This window comes from Pontibacter rufus (assembly GCF_015694705.1).
In the GTDB taxonomy this organism is placed as follows: domain Bacteria; phylum Bacteroidota; class Bacteroidia; order Cytophagales; family Hymenobacteraceae; genus Pontibacter; species Pontibacter rufus.
Window position 1 is genome coordinate 87,990 of record NZ_JADQDR010000014.1, and the last position, 17,811, is coordinate 105,800.

Below are 17,811 nucleotides of genomic sequence, written 5' to 3' on the forward strand. Positions count from 1 at the left end.
ATAATTAAGAGGATATGCTATAATAGTTTAGAACCCGCACGGGCTCCGATTGGTTCGTTTCGTGAATCAGGGGCAAAGGTACGATATGTTTGGAGAATAAAATGCCTGCAATCAGGTTGGGAACGACAGGCTCCATTTTATAGGGAGAAACTGAACGCACTGGCGCAAATGTAGCACCGCGCTGCCAGTCCCTGCAACTTACCTTATGTATAGCCTTAAACCACTACCTTATCAGGAGTTGGCCAATGAATACTGCGATAACCATTCCAGGCCGGCAGCCCGGCTTTTTACCAGTTTAACCGCAATAGGCAAATGATAGCCAGTAATGAGCAGCTTAATTAACAGGTACAGATTATTGTCCCAGAGATAATCCGGCGACTCCAGAATGACTATATTTTTCAAGGGCGTGTCAGGAATATGCTGGATAAAGTAACTGATAACTTCTTCGGTCAGTACACCCCCCGCCGGAATGCCCGAATCTATGATCAGGTTGGTGACCTGGCTCTCCCGGATGGCGGCGAATAAAGAAATAATGGTTTGAAAAAACTGGGGAGATTCCACACTTAAATCATCCGACCATTTTACGCTTAATATATTGGGCGCGGCCTCGTACGCCAACTCCATTAAGCCATGCTCATTTACATTCATTACAAAGAGTGATTAAAAAGTAAACATGGTTCCTTTAACCGTTTTTAACTATTGCCGATAATGTTACTAACCATCATTCCCTGGGTTTTTCCTTCACAAGCCGGCCGTATACTTCTCATACAACTCAAGCAGGATCTGTATGCGTCTGGCTTCTGCCACATAGGCTTGGCAGGACGACGGCAAGCCTTTGTGGCAGTTTATGTGCGGCTGGTTTTGTCACTCCCTAAGGGGGAGCATAACATCTGTTTCTATGAGAAAAACAGATTAATAACTTGCCTTGTAATTGATCACAAACTCCACATTAGTGACCTGCCCCTTTTGCACTTCTACCGGAAAAATGTTCATCTCTCCATCAAACAGATTGGCGTACAATCCGTTTTCTTCTTTGGTAAAGAGGCTATACTTACCGGGCGGCAGGCTGACGGCAAAGTTACCTTCAGCATCTGTAGTAACCTGTGTAACTAACTTGGTTTGAATGTTGGTGTGAAAAACACCGTCTGTAGTGGTCGCCTGGCTGCTGTTGGTAAGCTCATAGACATAAACAGTGCGCTGTATGCCGCGCTTGCCACTACTTTGCGGCGCGTCCGGCGAGGGCATCTGGTTGCCTGACACCCACAGCACCTGGCCGGTTATACCTTGTTCGATGGGAGCCTGCTGTTCCTGCTGCGCCTTTTGGCTTGTTGCGCCGCCTATACTTATACTTGTGGATGGATTTTGGGGCGGGTTTATCGCTTGCTCCGTTTCCTGAGTTTGTTCCTCCTGCCCTGAGGTGGCTGGTTTTGAGTTGCTGCAATTGGAGAGCAGCAGCGCGAAGGGCAGCAACAAAAGCTTATCCATACTTATACCTGGTTAGCGTGAAAAGAAGGAATCTACAAATTCGTGCTTGTCGAACAGTTGCAGGTCCTCAATTTTCTCGCCAACTCCGATATATTTTACCGGAATTTTAAATTCATCCGAAATGCCAATCACCACGCCGCCTTTGGCTGTGCCGTCCAGCTTGGTAATAGCCAGCGCAGTTACGTCGGTGGCTTTGGTGAATTCGCGGGCTTGTAACAGGGCGTTCTGGCCGGTGCTGCCATCCAGCACCAGCAACACTTCGTGCGGCGTGTCTGGTGTTATCTTCTGCATCACGCGCTTTATTTTGGTCAGCTCGTTCATCAGCCCCACCTTGTTGTGCAGGCGGCCGGCCGTATCGATAATCACCACATCGGCATTCATTTCCACGCCTTTTTTCACAGCATCGTAGGCCACAGATGCCGGGTCGGTATTCATGCCGTGCGAGATAACGGGCACGCCCACGCGCTCGCCCCAGATAATAAGCTGGTCTACAGCGGCAGCCCGGAAAGTATCGGCAGCGCCCAGCACTACCTGTTTGCCGGCCTTGTGAAACTGCGCAGCCAGTTTGCCAATGGTAGTAGTCTTGCCCACGCCGTTCACGCCAACCACCATAATCACGTAAGGCTTGATACCTTCAGGCAGTTCAAAGTCAGCACCATCGCCGGAGTTATTTTCTTCAAGCAGCGCTGCAATTTCTTCGCGCAGAATATTGTCCAACTCGTCGGTACCCACATACTTGTCGCGGGCCACGCGCTTTTCGATGCGGTCAATAATTTTCACCGTCGTTCCTACGCCCACGTCGGCCTGCACCAGAATTTCCTCCAGTTCGTCGAGCACGTCTACGTCTACCGTAGCTTTGCCCACGACGGCTTTGCTCAACTGGCCAAAAAAGCTGGACTTGGTTTTTTCAAGGCCTTTGTCCAGCGATTCCTTTTTCTTCTCTTTGCTGAAAAAGTCAAAAATTCCCATGCCGGTGTTTGTGTAGGATGAAAGCTGTTGCGGTTGAAACAGTAATATACTAAAAAAGTCCCACCAGTGGGACTTTTTCATATAATCTATCTATAAGCCGCAGCGCAGGCTTATTTATTTCTTAAAGGCATCCTGTACTTTACCAACAGGTACCATTTCTTCTTTAAAGCTATAAGCACCTGTTTTTGGTGACTTCACAGCTTTAATCACTTTTGCCCATTCTCTGCCTGCGGCGGATTGTAGGGTTGCAACCGACTTCTTTGCCATGATTATTTAATTTCTTTATGTACAGTTACTTTTTTCAAATTCGGGTTATACTTCTTGAGCTCCAGGCGCTCTGTCGTATTCTTTCTGTTTTTGGTAGTGATGTACCTTGAAGTTCCAGGCACATCCGTAGTTTTCTGCTCTGTACACTCCATGATAACCTGGATTCTGTTACCTTTTGCTTTTTTAGCCATCTCGCCAGTAATTTTTATTTAAGACTGCAAATATAGTAGCTCAAAATGCTACTTACAAATAAAGTTTATACTTTGTTGCAAAACCGATGCAAAATACTTTACATCCTTATATCCTCACAATAAACCTGTTGCACAGCAAAAAACAGCAACGGAGCAAGCCCAAAGCTGGCCTTACTCCGTTGCCCGGATATTACGAATGCACTAAAGGTTTTTCCTGCTTTGCGTAAGCCGCTGCGGTTGGTTCCGCAGGTGCAGCACGCCTTGCCGGAAGGTGCTTTAGAACATGATATAGCCTTGCGCTACTGCTTTTTTCAACACAGCAGAAATGCCGTTTTTGTTGATAGTGCGCAGTGCTGAAGTAGACACTTTAAGCGTTACCCACGCATCCTCTTCCGGGATATAAAAACGCTTCTTCTGCAGGTTAGGATAGAACTTACGCTTTGTTCTGTTATTTGCGTGCGATACGTTATTTCCTACTTGTACTCTTTTTCCGGTTAAGTCACAAACTCGTGCCATCGTATATTTTATCTAAATTATTTCAACAGGGGTGCAAATATCTGCAAAAAGAAGCGTAATGTCAAAAGCAGGGCAAATATTTTTACCATAAATAGTATAACCTGCCAGCAAATTTATACTTCCTTCTTACCGCTGTGCTGCTGCGGCGGCTTTTTCCGGAAACCATATGGGCAATGCTTACAGCCATTCTGGCAGCAATAGCCGCGTTTGAGGTGATATCTGGCTGTGAAAACCATCAGCCCCTGCTCATTCAGGTAATAATCTTCTCCTTCTATTAACTGGCTGCTCAAAGTTATACTTTTATCTATCCTTTATACTTTTATCCATACTAAATCAACCATAAATATACGGCATTCATTCCAAACCTGTGCTGCCATACCTAAAGCACAGGTCATAGCAGACAAGTTGATGTCCAGGTTTTAAACAGGCACTATTTTCATTATTTTTACAACAATAAAAGTTTTTACTTGTAAAAATAGAAGCTGATGCGCCTGCTTTATAGGCGTCTGTCCGGCTTTACACGAATCTTAATCCTGAACTATGAATACCTTATCGATTACATCAAGCCAGCAAGAAATTGAGATAGAACACCAATATGGCGCCCACAACTACCATCCGTTGCCCGTTGTACTAACCAAAGGCGAGGGCGTGCACCTCTGGGACGTGGAAGGGAAACATTATTTCGACTTTCTCTCCGCATACAGCGCCGTGAACCAGGGCCACTGCCATCCCAAAATCGTAAACGCGCTCATAGAGCAGGCACAACAACTGACGCTTACCTCCCGCGCTTTTTACAACGACAAGCTGGGTGCGGCCGAAAAGTATATCTGCGAGTATTTTGGCTACGACAAGGCTTTATACATGAACTCGGGCGCCGAAGCCGTGGAAACAGCCATCAAGCTCGCGCGCAAGTGGGGTTACCTCAAAAAAGGCATTGCGCCAAACAAAGCTGAAATTATTGTGGTAGAGCATAATTTCCACGGCCGCACCACCGGCATCATCTCCTTCTCCACCGACCCCGATTCTACCAAAGGTTTTGGGCCTTACATGCCGGGCTATAAAGTAATCCCCTATAACGATGTAAACGCCCTGGAAGAGGCGCTGCAGGAGAATCCGAACGTATGCGGCTTCCTGGTAGAGCCGATACAAGGCGAAGCCGGCGTGATGGTGCCGGATGAGGGCTACCTAGCTAAAGCACAGGCACTTTGCAAAGAGTATAACGTGCTGCTGATGACCGATGAGATACAGACAGGCATTGGCCGCACCGGCAAGTTACTGGCCAGCTACTACGATGATGTGAAAGCGGACATTCTTATACTTGGCAAAGCCCTTTCGGGCGGCGTGCTGCCGGTTTCCTGCGTGCTGGCCAACGATGAGATCATGCTGTGTATTCAGCCGGGCGAACATGGTTCTACCTTTGGCGGAAATCCATTAGCGGCAGTAGTGGCCATTGCTTCACTAGAAGTAATAAAAGACGAAAACCTGACAAAAAATGCGCTGGTGCTCGGAGAGAAATTCCGTGAACGCATGAACCAGCTCAAAGCTAAACGGCAGGAACTGATAACACTGGTACGTGGCCGCGGCCTGCTGAATGCTGTGGTGATCACTCCGACACCAGATGGCCGTACGGCCTGGGATGTATGCATAGCCCTTATGGAAAAAGGCCTTTTAGCCAAACCAACCCATGGCGACATTATCCGCTTTGCGCCGCCGCTGGTGATAACGGAGGCCCAACTGCAGGAATGCTGCGATATTATAGAAGAAGTGGTGATGGAATTTTAGGCGCTAGATTTCAGGCTACAGGTTATCAAAGTATAAAAGGCGTTGCTGCTAAATGTGGCATCGCCTTTTATACTTTGCATGGCAACACGTAAAAGAATGTTAGTAGCGGGTTATCTAATTTTGATGTTCAAACTTAAAAACGAATACTTATCATTCCGATTCCCCGCCATTAGCCGTACCTTTGCAGCGATTTGATTAGAACGCTTTTCTGTAAAATTCCGATATGATGACCAGAAGACCAAGACGCAACCGCCAGACCGAAGCCATACGCAACATGGTACAGGAAACCACCCTGGGCCTGAATGATTTTATCAACCCGCTTTTTATTATAGAAGGACAAAACCAGCGCGTGGAAGTAAATTCCATGCCCGGCATTTTCCGATACTCCATTGATACCTTGCTGGACGAAGTAGCCGCCTGCGTGGATCTGGGCCTCAAAGCTTTTGCTCCGTTCCCGAGTATTTCCGAGCAGCAGAAAGACAAGTATGCCACCGAAAGCCATAACCCCGACGGGCTGTTCCCGAGTGCTATCCGCGCGATAAAGAAAAACTTTCCGCAGGTAGCGCTGGTTACGGATGTCGCCATGGACCCGTACAGCTCCGACGGCCACGACGGGATTGTGGAGAACGGTGAAATTCTGAATGATGAGTCGCTGGTAGTGCTGGGCAAAATGGCTTTGACGCAGGCACAGGCCGGCGCTGATATTGTAGCTCCTTCTGACATGATGGACGGCCGCATCGGTTACATCCGCCGGTTGCTGGACGAAAACGACTTTCAGAAAGTAGGCATCATGGCGTATACGGCTAAGTATGCCAGCGCTTTCTACGGCCCGTTCCGGGATGCACTCGGCTCAGCTCCGAAAGCAGGCGATAAGAAAACCTACCAGATGAACTATGCCAACAGCCGCGAAGCTCTGCTGGAGGCAGAACTCGATACGGCAGAAGGCGCAGACTACCTGATGGTAAAACCAGCGCTCTCGTACCTGGATGTGATTAAACTACTGCGCGAAAATTCGCACCTGCCAATTACGGCCTACAACGTGAGCGGCGAGTATGCCATGGTGAAAGCAGCCGCGCAAAAAGGCTGGGTAGATGGCGAGAAAATCATGCTCGAAACCCTGACAAGTATAAAACGCGCTGGCGCCGATGCCATACTCTCCTACTTCGCCAAAGAGTTTGCCCAATACCTGAAAAAGTAAGTACAAGTATAAAAGCAGTTTTATACTTTGCTGATGTTCGGCCAAATATAAAACCTGCTAAAGCCTTATTTTATACTTAGGCTTCAGCAGGTTTGTACTCAGAAAGCTTTACCCGGCAGCTTAAGTAGCCGGACAAAAAGGAACATTTATCTCATGCTGGCATCCAGCAAGGCTCCTGCGGGCTTCTTACTTTTCTCCTGCAGAACCCTTGCTGGATAGCAGCATCGGGAGAAGGCAAATATTTGGTTACTGCGGCCCATTCACTTACTTTTTGTGCCTTGCACAGGAGGCTTTATCAAATTATACTTACAAAAATGCATCAGTGTTCCTGATGCATTTTTGCATTATTCCCTCTGCTGCTGCAAAAACTTTTCTTTTTAGCTGATATCACTGCAAAAATAACGCAGCTTCCGCCAGAACAACCTTGCCATTATCAGCATTTTACATTAAATTGAGCTGGCATAATTTTACGCTATTACCTTATGAAAAGATCGGGCCTTTGGTTGGCTGTTTTGTTCCTGACAACAGCTACCTCGGCGTTTGCACAGCGCAGCATCACCCCTATACGTGCCAATGTAAGTGCACTGCAGCGCATAGCTGCCACCGCAGAAAAAGATTATAAAGCCAGTCACGCCAGAGCCCTTGCGCTGGCGCAGCAAAATGGCTGGGTAATAGAGAAAACCTATAGCAATGGCACCCATGTGGCGCTGCAGCGCCTTAATGCCAAAGGGCTGCCGGTATACTACATCACTTACAACAATACCCTCTCCGCCGTTACCACGCGCACCGACCAGCTCTGGGCAGGTGGCGCACTGGGCTTAAACCTGAGCGGAACAGGCCCTGCGGTCGCCAACAAAATGGCTATCTGGGATGGCGGCCGTGTTCGGGCAACGCACCAGGAACTGGTTGGCCGTGTAGATCTGAAAGACGATGCATCTGAAATAAGCGACCACGCCACACACGTAGCCGGCACCATGATAGCAAGCGGCGTAAACCCGGTATCCAAAGGTATGGCCTATGCTTTTAAAGATTTACAAGCATATGATTTTAACGGCGATGTAGCGGAAATGGCCGAAGCAGCCAAAAACCTGCTCATTTCCAACCACTCGTATGGTACCATTGCCGGGTGGCACTACAATCCGGATCGCAAAGGCACAGACGAAGATCCTTACTGGGAGTGGTGGGGCGACGCCGATATCAGCGCAACCGAAGATTACAACTTCGGCTATTACAACAGCGATGCGGCTGAGTGGGATAAAATTGCTTTTAATGCGCCTTATTACCTCATCGTGAAATCTGTAGGAAATACCAGGGGCGAAACAGGTCCCGGAGTAGGCGAGCCATACTATCAGCGCAACAGCAACGGCAAATTTACCCTGGTGAAAAGCCGCCCCGAAAACATGAGCAGCAACGATAGTTATGACGGTGTTTCTACCTACGGCACGGCTAAAAACATTCTGGCTGTGGGCGCTACAAGTGCCATTCCGGAAGGATATACGCAGCCTTCGGATGTTGCCCCGTCCGACTTCAGCAGCTACGGGCCTACGGATGATGGCCGTATTAAGCCTGATGTGGTAGGTGATGGCGTGTCTGTGCTCTCCTCATCCGGTAGCAGCGACCGTGCCTACGAAATTATGAGCGGTACTTCTATGGCTGCGCCTAACGTATCAGGCTCGCTGCTGCTGCTGCAGGAGCATTACGCCAACCTGCATGATGGCGATGTGATGCGCGCCGCTACCCTGAAAGGACTGGCCATACATACCGCCAGCGAGGCCGGAGAAAATGCCGGGCCGGACTACAATTATGGCTGGGGCCTGCTGAATGCCGCAGCGGCTGCCAAAATGCTTACCAATGCCAATGGCACGCATGTGATAGAAGAAAATACGCTGGCACAGGACAAAACTTACACAATGCAGGTAATTGCGTCGGGCGCAGGCCCCCTGGTGGTAACCATCTCCTGGACAGATCCGGAGGCCATTGCCATAACAGATGGCGCCGATGCCCTGAACAACCGCACAGCCCGCCTGGTTAACGACCTGGATGTACGGGTTAATAAAGGAACAACCGTATACCAGCCCTGGACACTTGACCCCGAAAACCCCGGCGCCGCTGCCATGCCCGGCGACAACAAGCTCGACAATGTGGAACAGGTATACCTGGGCAATGCTGTGCCGGGCGAAACGTATACCATTACGGTAAAGCATAAAGGCACTTTAAAGAAAGGGCCGCAGGCTTACTCGCTGCTGGTAAGCGGCGTAGGCGGAACAGCATTTTGCGCCAGTAGCGCTACCACTGGTAATGGCTCCATAAATAAAGTAACTATAGGAAGCAAAACCGTAATAATACCTGCCGATAACGCTGCTTACCGCAACCTGACCAGCAACGTGTTTGGTTTTGAGCCCGGACAATCGAAAGTCATCGCGGTAGAGCTGGGCGGCAGCAACACCCCGGAAGTAATTAAAGCTTTTATCGACTGGAATGGCGATGGCGACTTTAACGATGCAGGCGAACTGGAAGCTGTCTCAGAGGCACTAACCGGTACTACCACGTTCCGGGCTTCTCTTACCGCACCTCTTGGCCTGCTGCCGGGCAACAGGGTGCGCATGCGCCTGGTAGCCCAGGAAACAACAGATGCCACAGCCGTTGATGCCTGTGGCAGTTATGCCCGCGGCGAGACGCAGGATTATCTCCTGCAGTTTGAGGAGCCCCGGAAAGATATTGGCGTGATAAGCGTTTTACCAATGGGCGCCTCGCTCTGTGCCTCTGCGTCGCAAGCAGTGGCCGTAACGCTCAAAAACTTCGGTACTGCCACACAAAGCAACATCCCTGTAACTGTAAATGTGCGCAGAAACGGAACTCAGGTGACCCAACTGACAGGCACTTACCAGGGCAGCCTGGCCCCGAACAAACGGGCAGAATTTGTGCTTGATGGCAGCTTTGCCACGGAAGCAGGCGCTACGTATGAGGTAGTTGCGCTGTCGGGCCTGCAGGAGGATGCGGTAGAAGAGAACAACCGTTCTGCACGCTCTTTCACCATCAGTGAGGCCGTAGCGGCGCCACAGGCAGAGGTTTTCCGGTGCGGCAACGAATCCAGTTATACCCTGACAGGCTCCGGCGACGGCACTATTTTCTGGTTCAGCAGCCCTACGGCCGATATGCCCTTTGCTGCAGGCAACCAGCTCAGGGTATCAGGCAACTATAGCGGCACCTCCATGTTTGCCAGCCTCAACGACTTTAGTGCTACCATTGGCCCTGCTACAAAAGATGCTTTTGCCGATGGCGGCTACAACCAGTTTTCGCCGGACGTGATTATCAGCACAAACGCACCCATGCAGTTGGAGAGTGCGCGCCTTTATATCGGCCACAGTGGTAAAATCAAGTTCACGGTCATCAACGCAGACGGTGTGCCGGTATCCTCCCAAACGATTTCTGTAACAGCTACGCGCACGGTGCCGGGCGCCGGCGTGCAGCCAAACGACCCCAACGACAAAGGCGAAGTATATTCCCTTGGCCTGGCCCTGCCACAAGCTGGAGTCTATAACATCGCCATTGCTTACGAGGATAGCGCCACCATTTTCCGGAACAACCAGGGCGTCAGCGGCTATCCGTTCGGTGTTCCGAATATTATCCAGATTACAGGCAATACGGCCACGACAACCTCGCAGGATTATTATTATTACTTCTACGACCTGAAAGTGAGCGCGCTTGGCTGTAAGAGCGAGCGGGTAGAAGTGCCTGTAGAAGTGGGAGAGCCGCTAAGCACGCCAGTAATTACGCGCCAGGGATTAGCGCTGAATTCGGGTGTAGCGGAAGGTAACCAGTGGTTCCTGGACAACAAACCTATACCCGGCGCCACCGGCCAGTTATACACACCAACCGAAAGCGGCGACTATATGGTGCTGGTGCAAAAGAATGGCTGTATGTCTGATGTGTCGCTGGCTTATACTTATGTATACAAGCCGGGCATAGAAGAACTGAGCGCCGACCTGGTGGTGTCGCCTAACCCAAGCCAGGGCCGCTTCAGGGTAGAAGTAGAAACAAGCCAGCCGGAGGATATCCTGTTCGAGGTATCGGATATGCTTGGCAACCAGATTTACACCGGCAAAGTAGCGCGGCGCAACGGGCAGTTTGAAGGTTTCATAAACTTAAGCGACAGGGCCTCCGGCGTATATGTGCTACGCGTGCAGCATGGCGATAAGACTTATTCCAGAAAGCTGGTAGTGCAGCATTAAAGAGTTTCCTCTCCAACACAAGTGCGGCCCCGGAAAACCGGGGCCGCACTTGTGTTTATACTTTATCAACGGCAACTTTCTTTCAAAAGTAAGATATAAGGAAAAAGTACATATGGCTATAGATAAGCACCATGTGAAACGATGGGCATTACACTAAGTATAGCGTATGTTGAAACTATCTAAAATTTTCTTTGCCGTTATATTGGGGTTTATGTCCTTTTACTTTCTTTCTATACCTAAATTTGTAGCACGCATCACCTAACTTTTAGACAGCCGCTTCTTCACCGTCAGGTAATCGAGGTAATAAATTACTTTTACTGAAAGCGTGTTGTTTTGCGGAGAAGACATGGTATGGCTGAAATTCTCGAAGTAGTGCGGCATCACCTGGTCTTCTTCCTGCAGGATGGCATTCTTCCACACAATGCTAATTTCGCTCCCTGGCGCAAACCACCAGCCGTATACCATATCCACGTTAAAAGCATTAAAATTCACATTCTTGTTCTTGCTATAACTGTTGGGCAGCAGGGCGCCCTGTTCGGTTAACTGGAAAAAGCGGCTGTAAACAGCCTTAGACCAGTAATGACGGGCACGCAACGTCAGCGACATGCGGTTGTTAAAAATATAGCTGCCCGACAGGGTATTTGCCACTGCATTTACGTCGCGCTGCCCAAAGATAATCCGCTGCAGTTCTCCGTTGTTTCCCCGCTCCATAAAGCTATCGGCATAGCCTATATCGTTCAGGCGGTTTTCGGAGCTGTAAGAATACACAAACATCAGGCGGTCGTTTACACGGTAGCGGGGCGAAATAAAGAAATTAAAATTACGGCGGTGATTTTCCTGAAAGGGGCGGTAGTTCATTTCTATATCGAACGAGAGCTTTTTGCGATAGTCGGTCGAGAACCAGCCGCCAATGTTATAGTTCTCCGGAAAAAGGTAGTACCAGCCACTGACACGGGGCTCAAAAAAATCATAGGTTTTTACCGGCTCCAGGTTGATATTGAGGCCTGCGCTGTAGAAGTTTTTAAAAGTCCCGTTCACGTTGGCATAAATACTGAAGTTTTCAAAAGCGTCCGGCTTGTAGCGGCGGGAATACTCGGCGCCCAGGTTGGTGTACAGGTTCAGCAACTTCCAGAAAGGCTGGTAAAAGTTATAGTTCAGGTTTAGTTCCTCTTCCCTGGTATTGTTCCTGAACAGGATGCCCAAGTCGTTTGGATTATAGGTGTCTGATTTAACAGAATGCGTAAAATTGTACAGAAAACGGCCGCTCACCTTTCCGAACTTAAGCCCGTACATATGGCCTAGTGCCGTGCTGTCGGAGAGATAGCGTTGGCTGAGTGCGCCAATCCCCTCTACCGCAAACTTGTTGCCTTTGTTTGCCAGCCGGAAGAGCATACCAGTCAGATTAGCGTCGTAGGTAGTTCCCTGGCGCATCACGTTGGTATTCACCAGCGTTACAAAAGAGTTGTTTTTGAGCGACTGGTCCAGTACCGTAATGTTATAGTTGGTGAGCGGCTGGGTTTCTTTTTTGAAGCGGTTGCCTTCGCTATCTTCAAGCGTTGCGTACTGCCTGCCCACGATGGCATTAAACACACCAATGCCCAGCCCCGACTGAGTGCGGCCTGATATTTTGGTGCCATTCAGCATTTTGGTCTCCAGAGGGTTCTCTATTACTTTGTAGCCTTTTTCTGCCTCTTTGCTCTCATCTAAATAATTAATGGGCGTCCCGCCAATCCGGCGCGAATAGAAGAAATCACCTTTATTAAAAAGCTCTGTGCCTTCCATAAAAAAAGGACGATTCTCATCGAACTGCGTTTCAAAAGGGCTCAAGTTCAGTATTTGGTTATCTGACTGCACCTGGCTGAAATCAGGGATCAGAGTCATGTCTAACGTAAAGGCGTCGTTAATGCCATACTTTACGTCCATACCACCGCTGAAATTCACTTTATTTTTATAGCTCACTTCACTACTGCCCTCCTCGTTGGCAGGGTAGCGCGCTGCAAAAGCGGAAAGATAGGGCGTGAGCGAAAGGCGCAGAGGCGCTTCGATGTTGCGCAGGCCCGTAAGCGTGCCATACTGATTCACAAAGCCATCCACCGCCGGGTCCACGTAGTTCCAGAAATACCCCTGCCGCGTAGACTGGCGGTTGCGCATAAAATTAATGCCCCATACCTGCTCGGGCTTGCTGCTAAAACGGATAGCGGAATAGGGAATTTTAATTTCAGCTACCCAGTCAGAGCCTTGTAATTTCGCCTCGCTCTCCCATACAGCGTTCCAGCTCCAGTCTTCGCCACTGGTGGGCGAGTACCGCGCATCAAGCTGCACGCCGGCAGGCGTTACCACAAAGCCCAGCGCGTTGATGCCGTCATGGTAAGTATCCAGAAACACGCCGAAGAAGTCGGTGTTGCCCAAGTCATCGCGCTGGCCAAGTTGCCTGAAAATAGAATCCTGCGCCACATCATGCATCAGCGCACCCACATAAATGGCCTCATCATCATACAATACCCGCACTTCGGTAGGATGCACTTCCAGCGGACCGGGCGTCGGGCGGTTCTGGATAAAATTGGTTGCTATCTGCGCCTGCTGCCATACGGCTTCATCCAGCATACCGTCAATTTTGGGCGCCTCCTGCACGCGCAGCGCTTCCAGGCTTTTCTGCGGATGCACAACCGGCTTTTTCCTGGTGTCCTGCGCCTGTGCTTTCAGAACCAGGCATAACGACACCAGTAATATAAGGAGCCGGCGTACAACTGAAACGGGCAGTACAGATGCATACATAGTTTTATGGAGGTAGATAAGGGCAGATTTTCAGAATGACATCTAAAAGATGAAACTGGCAGGCGAAAGGTTGCCTGGAAGAAAAGAAAAACTTTAGATGATGATAGCGGCAAAAGGCTGCTGCACTCTAGCAGGCAAAATGCACAATACGGCGTCTCTATACAGGCCATAAACAGCAGCGCTATACTTGCTTAAGTATGGCGCTGCTGTTTACAAAGTATAAACTCTGTTAGCTTACAAATCCTCTTCACGCACCAGCATCAGCACGGCCGACTGCGGCACGATGAAGTACCTTTCGCCTACGTAGTTGATTTCAATGGCGTCGCGCTGCAGGTAAATGGCCAGGTCGCCTTCTTTGGCCTGTAACGGAATGTAGCGCACGTCTTCTTCCTCATCGCCCCGCTCCCACGATTCTTCCTCGAAACCGTAATCAACCGGAATAGGATAGCCCGGCCCTACTTTCATAACATAGCCTTCCTGCACCTTTTCCTTTTCCTGAACACCGGGCGGCAGGTATAAACCGCTTTTGGTCTGCTCCCGCGCCGATTTTGGTTTGATGAGCACACGGTCGCCAACGATGATTATTTTCTCCAATTTATTCTTTTCAGAAATCCTCATGGGTAATGTATGATGCATCTTTTTATAATGGATCTGCCGTTGCTTTAAAGCGCATATCAGCTTTTATGGTAATATCACTGGAAACCGGTTTGGCCAGCACCGCCTCGGTACGGATGGTATACGAATCGCTTTTGATATACTCGTCCAGCTCGGCGTTGGTAGACTGCAGCTCAATTTGGCTAACATTCTGCGGCACTGCATCCAGGCCGGCCAGTTTCACTTCCGGCTTGTTATCGCTGGAGATATATAGCTCTATGCGCTTGAGGAAATCAAAATTCCCGCCCTGCGGATCTGTAATAGTCAGCGTCAGTTTATCCAGCGTAACATCTTTTACCAGCTCGGCCCGGGTTTTGTTATTCTTAAACGATTCTTCGGAGTTGGTGGTAACGGTTACGGGCGTCAGCGGCACCAACTGGCCAACCGGGAAGTTTGATGCAATGGTGATGGTTTCGTCGTGGTTGATGTAAAAGGTCAGCAGATCATCGATCGCATCGCAACTCACGCCAGCAAAAGCCAGCAGCACAACCGCGGCTAAAATTAATCTCTTCATTTTAAAGTATAAGTATAAACGGCAGACAGAGCAGGTCTTTCCTCCTCCGCTTGCCGCAAATTTACTAAATCTAATTTGGATTAATCAAACATATCGGCAGCGCGTGTGGCACCCGGCCCGTGTTCGTTCCAGCTCATCGGGTAGTGCTCGTCCATCAGCGCCACGGCTTCTTCGGTTAAGTATAGGGGCTTAAAAGTATCCACCATCACGGCGTACTCTTCTGTGCCGGTTTTGCCGATGCTGGCCTCTACAGTGCCTGGGTGCGGGCCATGTGGAATACCGCCCGGGTGGATGGTAAAGGAAGCAATGTCCACGCCTTTGCGGCTCATAAAATTACCCGCCACATAGTATAGCACCTCGTCAGAATCTACGTTGGAGTGGTTGTAGGGTGCGGGGATAGACAGCGGATGATAATCGAAAAGGCGCGGCACAAAAGAGCAAATCACAAAGTTGTGCCCTTCAAACGTCTGGTGCACCGGCGGCGGCTGGTGGATGCGGCCCGTTATCGGTTCAAAATCATAGATAGAGAAGGCATAGGGGTAAAAGTACCCATCCCAGCCCACGGCATCAAAAGGACTGAAATCGTAATAATACTGGTGCAGCTGGCCTTCTTTCTTTATTTGCAGGCGGTGTTCGCCTTTTGTTGTTTCGGTAATTAATCCCACCGGCGGCCGGATGTCGCGCTCACAGAACGGCGCATGTTCCAGCAACTGGCCGTACTGGTTGCGGTAGCGGCGCGGCGTTTCCACGGGGCTGAATGATTCGATGACCAGCAGGCGCGTCTGCCCTTCGTCGAACCGGAACTTATGGATGATGGTGCGCGGAATAACCAGGTAATCGCCGGGCTTAAACGGGATGCGGCCCATCTGTGTGAGCAAATCACCGGAACCTTCGTGCACAAACACAACCTCATCGGCCTGGGCATTCTTATAGTAGTAATCCATACTTCGCTCCGACGGATTGCATATGCTAATGGCTACATCGCTGTTAAAGAGCATGGTTTTGCGGGCGTTCAGGTAATCGGTGCCGGTGGTTTTCTGGCCCAGCGTGCGCAAGTGGTGCGGGGCCAGCTTAACGCCTTCAGCCTTTTTAGGCGCAAACGCAACAGGCTCCCCAATGCGGCTGATTTGTGTGGGCGGGTTGATGTGGTACAGCAGCGACGACACGCCGCTAAAGCCCAGTGTGCCCACCAGTTGCTCGGCATACAGGCTCCCATCCGGCTGCCGGAACTGCGTATGCCGCTTGTGGGGGATTTCTCCTAAAGTGTAGTAATACGCCATGTTTACGCTGGTTTATAGTAACATCATGCTTAGGAGGATTATGCCTACACTATTTACTTCTTCCGGATTTAGGATCCGGAAGAAGTAATTTATACTTGGATAATGCTATACTTTATGCTCCGCTTTTAGCCAGATGCTGTGCCCGGCCGAACTGCTTAAGCGCCTGCTGAAATTCTTCATCGGACTCGTGCAGCACCGGGAAGAAGCCGGCGTTTCCGTACACGCTACGGGCGATAAAGGCTTTCAGGTTGTTGCGGATTAGATTTTTAGAGCGGTTAAACTGTGCTCCGTCATACTTCACATCTTCCTTCTCTGCAATTTTCAGTACCTGTTCCAGCATAGCGTCCGTCACCTTAAAGTTCTGGTTAAACTTATCGAATGGCATTTTCTCCAGTTCCTTACGATGATCGCGGTAGTAGCCCAGGGTATACTCGCGCAGTACGTTCTTGTTATAAAGCTGGCTCAGGTAGGGCGACAGTTCGGTGGTATCGCGGGGCACAAACACATCAGGCATAATACCGCCGCCGCCATACACGGCACGGCCATGCAGTGTTTTATACTTAAGCGAATCGGCAAACAGGCTGCTGTCCGGGTGAAAGTATTCCCCGTTTTCGTAGCGATGCAGCATGTCTTTCTCGTACTCTTCCGGATCGCCATGATACGGTTTCTGAATGGAGCGGCCGCTTGGGGTGTAGTAGCGCGAAATAGTGAGGCGCAGCTCGGAGCCATCGTCCAGCGGAATGGGCATTTGCACCAGGCCTTTGCCAAACGAACGGCGGCCTACTATCAGGGCGCGGTCGTTGTCCTGCAGGGCGCCGGCCAAGATTTCGGAGGCGGAGGCACTGCCCTCGTCGATGAGCACAATCAGGGGGCCGTTTTCAAAATCGCCTTTGGTGCGGGCATTGGTCCTGGAATCATACTTGTCGCCTTTGCCATCAGTATACACAATCATTTTATCACCGGAGATAAACTCATCGGCCATGCGCGTGGCATGATCCATGTAACCACCGGGGTTGCCGCGCAAATCAAGTATAAGCTGCTGCAGCCCTTTCTTCTTCAGCTTTGTCAGGGCCTGCTTAAACTCCTCGAACGTATCAGACGAAAAGCGGCTGACCTTGATGTAGCCGGTTTTGTTATCCACCATGTAGCTCACATCCACCGAAGTAGTCGGTATTTTGCTGCGCTCCAGCGTAAAGTTAAGCGGCTTGCTGCTGCCCTTGCGGAGTATCTCCAGGTTTACTTCAGAGCCTTTTTTGCCACGCAGGTGCTTGAACACGCCTTCGTTTGTGATGCCGATGCCGGCCACGTTCCGGCCGTCTACCTTCACAATCTTGTCGCCGGCCTGTATGCCTGCCGCTTCTGACGGGCCGCCGCTCAGGGGCGTAATCACGTAAATGGTATCCTGAAAAATGTTGAACTCTACGCCGATACCTTCAAAATCACCTTCCAGTTGCGAGCGCGCCATAGCCAGTTCATCCGCCGGAATATAAGCTGTGTGCGGGTCCAGCTTCTCCAGCATCTTCGTAATCGCGTAATCCGACAATTCTTCAATATTCACGGTGTCCACGTAATCGCGGTCGATGTAGCTGAGGATTTCGCGGTATTTAAGATAGCTGCGGGCTGTATCCTGCGGGTTGTTTGCGGAGGGCGAAAATGTAGTGGCGCCAATCAGCACGCCCGCCACCAGGGCCAGGGCTATAAAGATCGGCAACTTTATCTGAAACGGCGAATTCCGGATGCTTCCCCTTTCTTCTCCTTTTTCCATCTCATCCATAGTGTTAAATTAAAATGACCGGTGCCTAAAGATAACAAAATACAGCAGACCTACTGTACTATACAGTACAAAATCAGCAGGGTTGCGGCCCCTGCCCTGCGCTATACTTTGTAACATCATCCAATTTAAAATAATTTTATCCGGGTATAAATATACACCGCAGCGGGCGCATCT

15 protein-coding genes are annotated in these 17,811 nt (G+C 50.0%); 3 read left to right on the top strand and 12 right to left on the bottom strand.

Annotation, left to right across the window (positions count from 1 at the left end):
* Positions 1 to 231: 231 nt before the first annotated feature.
* From I2I11_RS19515 to I2I11_RS19545, 7 genes are all read right to left on the bottom strand, one after another.
* Complete coding sequence (locus tag I2I11_RS19515) at positions 232 to 648, bottom strand: hypothetical protein (protein WP_196269433.1); 417 nt, start codon at positions 646 to 648, stop codon at positions 232 to 234.
* Positions 649 to 912: 264 nt separating this feature from the next.
* The gene (locus tag I2I11_RS19520; RefSeq protein ID WP_196269434.1) at positions 913 to 1,485 is read right to left on the bottom strand and encodes a carboxypeptidase-like regulatory domain-containing protein; all 573 of its coding nucleotides are present in this window, start codon (positions 1,483 to 1,485) and stop codon (positions 913 to 915) included.
* A 12-nt stretch (positions 1,486 to 1,497) separates the two neighbouring features.
* On the bottom strand, positions 1,498 to 2,454 hold the full coding sequence (gene ftsY / locus I2I11_RS19525) for a signal recognition particle-docking protein FtsY (RefSeq protein WP_196269480.1): 957 nt from the start codon (positions 2,452 to 2,454) through the stop codon (positions 1,498 to 1,500).
* A gap of 114 nt (positions 2,455 to 2,568) precedes the next feature.
* A complete protein-coding gene (locus I2I11_RS19530) occupies positions 2,569 to 2,721 on the bottom strand; it encodes a DUF4295 domain-containing protein (RefSeq protein WP_196269435.1) in 153 nt (50 codons plus the stop codon).
* 2 nt (positions 2,722 to 2,723) lie between these two features.
* Entirely contained in the window at positions 2,724 to 2,912 is a 189-nt protein-coding gene (gene rpmG, locus I2I11_RS19535; RefSeq protein ID WP_196269436.1) for a 50S ribosomal protein L33, read from the bottom strand.
* A 276-nt stretch (positions 2,913 to 3,188) separates the two neighbouring features.
* Positions 3,189 to 3,428 (bottom strand): 50S ribosomal protein L28, encoded by a 240-nt coding sequence (rpmB, locus tag I2I11_RS19540; RefSeq protein WP_196269437.1) that lies wholly within the window; start codon positions 3,426 to 3,428, stop codon positions 3,189 to 3,191.
* 113 nt (positions 3,429 to 3,541) lie between these two features.
* Positions 3,542 to 3,718 carry a C1orf53 family protein gene (locus I2I11_RS19545; RefSeq protein ID WP_230680457.1) on the bottom strand — a complete coding sequence of 59 codons (177 nt, stop codon included), beginning with the start codon at positions 3,716 to 3,718 and terminating at the stop codon, positions 3,542 to 3,544.
* Between the two features lie 250 nt (positions 3,719 to 3,968).
* Between I2I11_RS19545 and rocD the strand changes: the two genes are divergently transcribed.
* From rocD to I2I11_RS19560, 3 genes are all read left to right on the top strand, one after another.
* Positions 3,969 to 5,210, top strand: a complete 1,242-nt coding sequence (gene rocD, locus I2I11_RS19550; RefSeq protein WP_196269438.1) for an ornithine--oxo-acid transaminase — start codon at positions 3,969 to 3,971, stop codon at positions 5,208 to 5,210.
* A gap of 226 nt (positions 5,211 to 5,436) precedes the next feature.
* Entirely contained in the window at positions 5,437 to 6,408 is a 972-nt protein-coding gene (gene hemB, locus I2I11_RS19555; RefSeq protein ID WP_196269482.1) for a porphobilinogen synthase, read from the top strand.
* Between the two features lie 482 nt (positions 6,409 to 6,890).
* Entirely contained in the window at positions 6,891 to 10,640 is a 3,750-nt protein-coding gene (locus I2I11_RS19560) for a S8 family peptidase (protein WP_196269439.1), read from the top strand.
* Between the two features lie 258 nt (positions 10,641 to 10,898).
* Here I2I11_RS19560 and I2I11_RS19565 read toward each other — a convergent pair whose 3' ends face one another.
* The 5 genes from I2I11_RS19565 to I2I11_RS19585 form a co-directional block, all read right to left on the bottom strand.
* The gene (locus tag I2I11_RS19565; protein ID WP_196269440.1) at positions 10,899 to 13,415 is read right to left on the bottom strand and encodes a DUF5916 domain-containing protein; all 2,517 of its coding nucleotides are present in this window, start codon (positions 13,413 to 13,415) and stop codon (positions 10,899 to 10,901) included.
* Between the two features lie 234 nt (positions 13,416 to 13,649).
* Complete coding sequence (locus I2I11_RS19570) at positions 13,650 to 14,033, bottom strand: co-chaperone GroES (RefSeq protein ID WP_196269441.1); 384 nt, start codon at positions 14,031 to 14,033, stop codon at positions 13,650 to 13,652.
* 22 nt (positions 14,034 to 14,055) lie between these two features.
* Positions 14,056 to 14,583, bottom strand: a complete 528-nt coding sequence (locus tag I2I11_RS19575; protein ID WP_196269442.1) for a hypothetical protein — start codon at positions 14,581 to 14,583, stop codon at positions 14,056 to 14,058.
* An 80-nt stretch (positions 14,584 to 14,663) separates the two neighbouring features.
* Positions 14,664 to 15,863: a homogentisate 1,2-dioxygenase gene (locus I2I11_RS19580; protein WP_196269443.1), complete on the bottom strand. Its 1,200-nt coding sequence runs from the start codon at positions 15,861 to 15,863 to the stop codon at positions 14,664 to 14,666.
* Positions 15,864 to 15,975: 112 nt separating this feature from the next.
* Complete coding sequence (locus I2I11_RS19585; RefSeq protein ID WP_230680459.1) at positions 15,976 to 17,637, bottom strand: S41 family peptidase; 1,662 nt, start codon at positions 17,635 to 17,637, stop codon at positions 15,976 to 15,978.
* Positions 17,638 to 17,811 lie beyond the last annotated feature (174 nt).

What these genes read in the sequence shown, in the direction of transcription:
- I2I11_RS19515 (WP_196269433.1), bottom strand. Translation starts at nt 648, where the DNA reads ATGAATGTAAATGAGCATGGCTTAATGGAGTTGGCGTACGAGGCCGCG.
- I2I11_RS19520 (WP_196269434.1), bottom strand. Translation starts at nt 1,485, where the DNA reads ATGGATAAGCTTTTGTTGCTGCCCTTCGCGCTGCTGCTCTCCAATTGC.
- ftsY (WP_196269480.1), bottom strand. Translation starts at nt 2,454, where the DNA reads ATGGGAATTTTTGACTTTTTCAGCAAAGAGAAGAAAAAGGAATCGCTG.
- I2I11_RS19530 (WP_196269435.1), bottom strand. Translation starts at nt 2,721, where the DNA reads ATGGCAAAGAAGTCGGTTGCAACCCTACAATCCGCCGCAGGCAGAGAA.
- rpmG (WP_196269436.1), bottom strand. Translation starts at nt 2,912, where the DNA reads ATGGCTAAAAAAGCAAAAGGTAACAGAATCCAGGTTATCATGGAGTGT.
- rpmB (WP_196269437.1), bottom strand. Translation starts at nt 3,428, where the DNA reads ATGGCACGAGTTTGTGACTTAACCGGAAAAAGAGTACAAGTAGGAAAT.
- rocD (WP_196269438.1), top strand. Translation starts at nt 3,969, where the DNA reads ATGAATACCTTATCGATTACATCAAGCCAGCAAGAAATTGAGATAGAA.
- hemB (WP_196269482.1), top strand. Translation starts at nt 5,437, where the DNA reads ATGACCAGAAGACCAAGACGCAACCGCCAGACCGAAGCCATACGCAAC.
- I2I11_RS19560 (WP_196269439.1), top strand. Translation starts at nt 6,891, where the DNA reads ATGAAAAGATCGGGCCTTTGGTTGGCTGTTTTGTTCCTGACAACAGCT.
- I2I11_RS19565 (WP_196269440.1), bottom strand. Translation starts at nt 13,415, where the DNA reads ATGTATGCATCTGTACTGCCCGTTTCAGTTGTACGCCGGCTCCTTATA.
- I2I11_RS19570 (WP_196269441.1), bottom strand. Translation starts at nt 14,033, where the DNA reads ATGAGGATTTCTGAAAAGAATAAATTGGAGAAAATAATCATCGTTGGC.
- I2I11_RS19575 (WP_196269442.1), bottom strand. Translation starts at nt 14,583, where the DNA reads ATGAAGAGATTAATTTTAGCCGCGGTTGTGCTGCTGGCTTTTGCTGGC.
- I2I11_RS19580 (WP_196269443.1), bottom strand. Translation starts at nt 15,863, where the DNA reads ATGGCGTATTACTACACTTTAGGAGAAATCCCCCACAAGCGGCATACG.
- I2I11_RS19585 (WP_230680459.1), bottom strand. Translation starts at nt 17,637, where the DNA reads ATGGATGAGATGGAAAAAGGAGAAGAAAGGGGAAGCATCCGGAATTCG.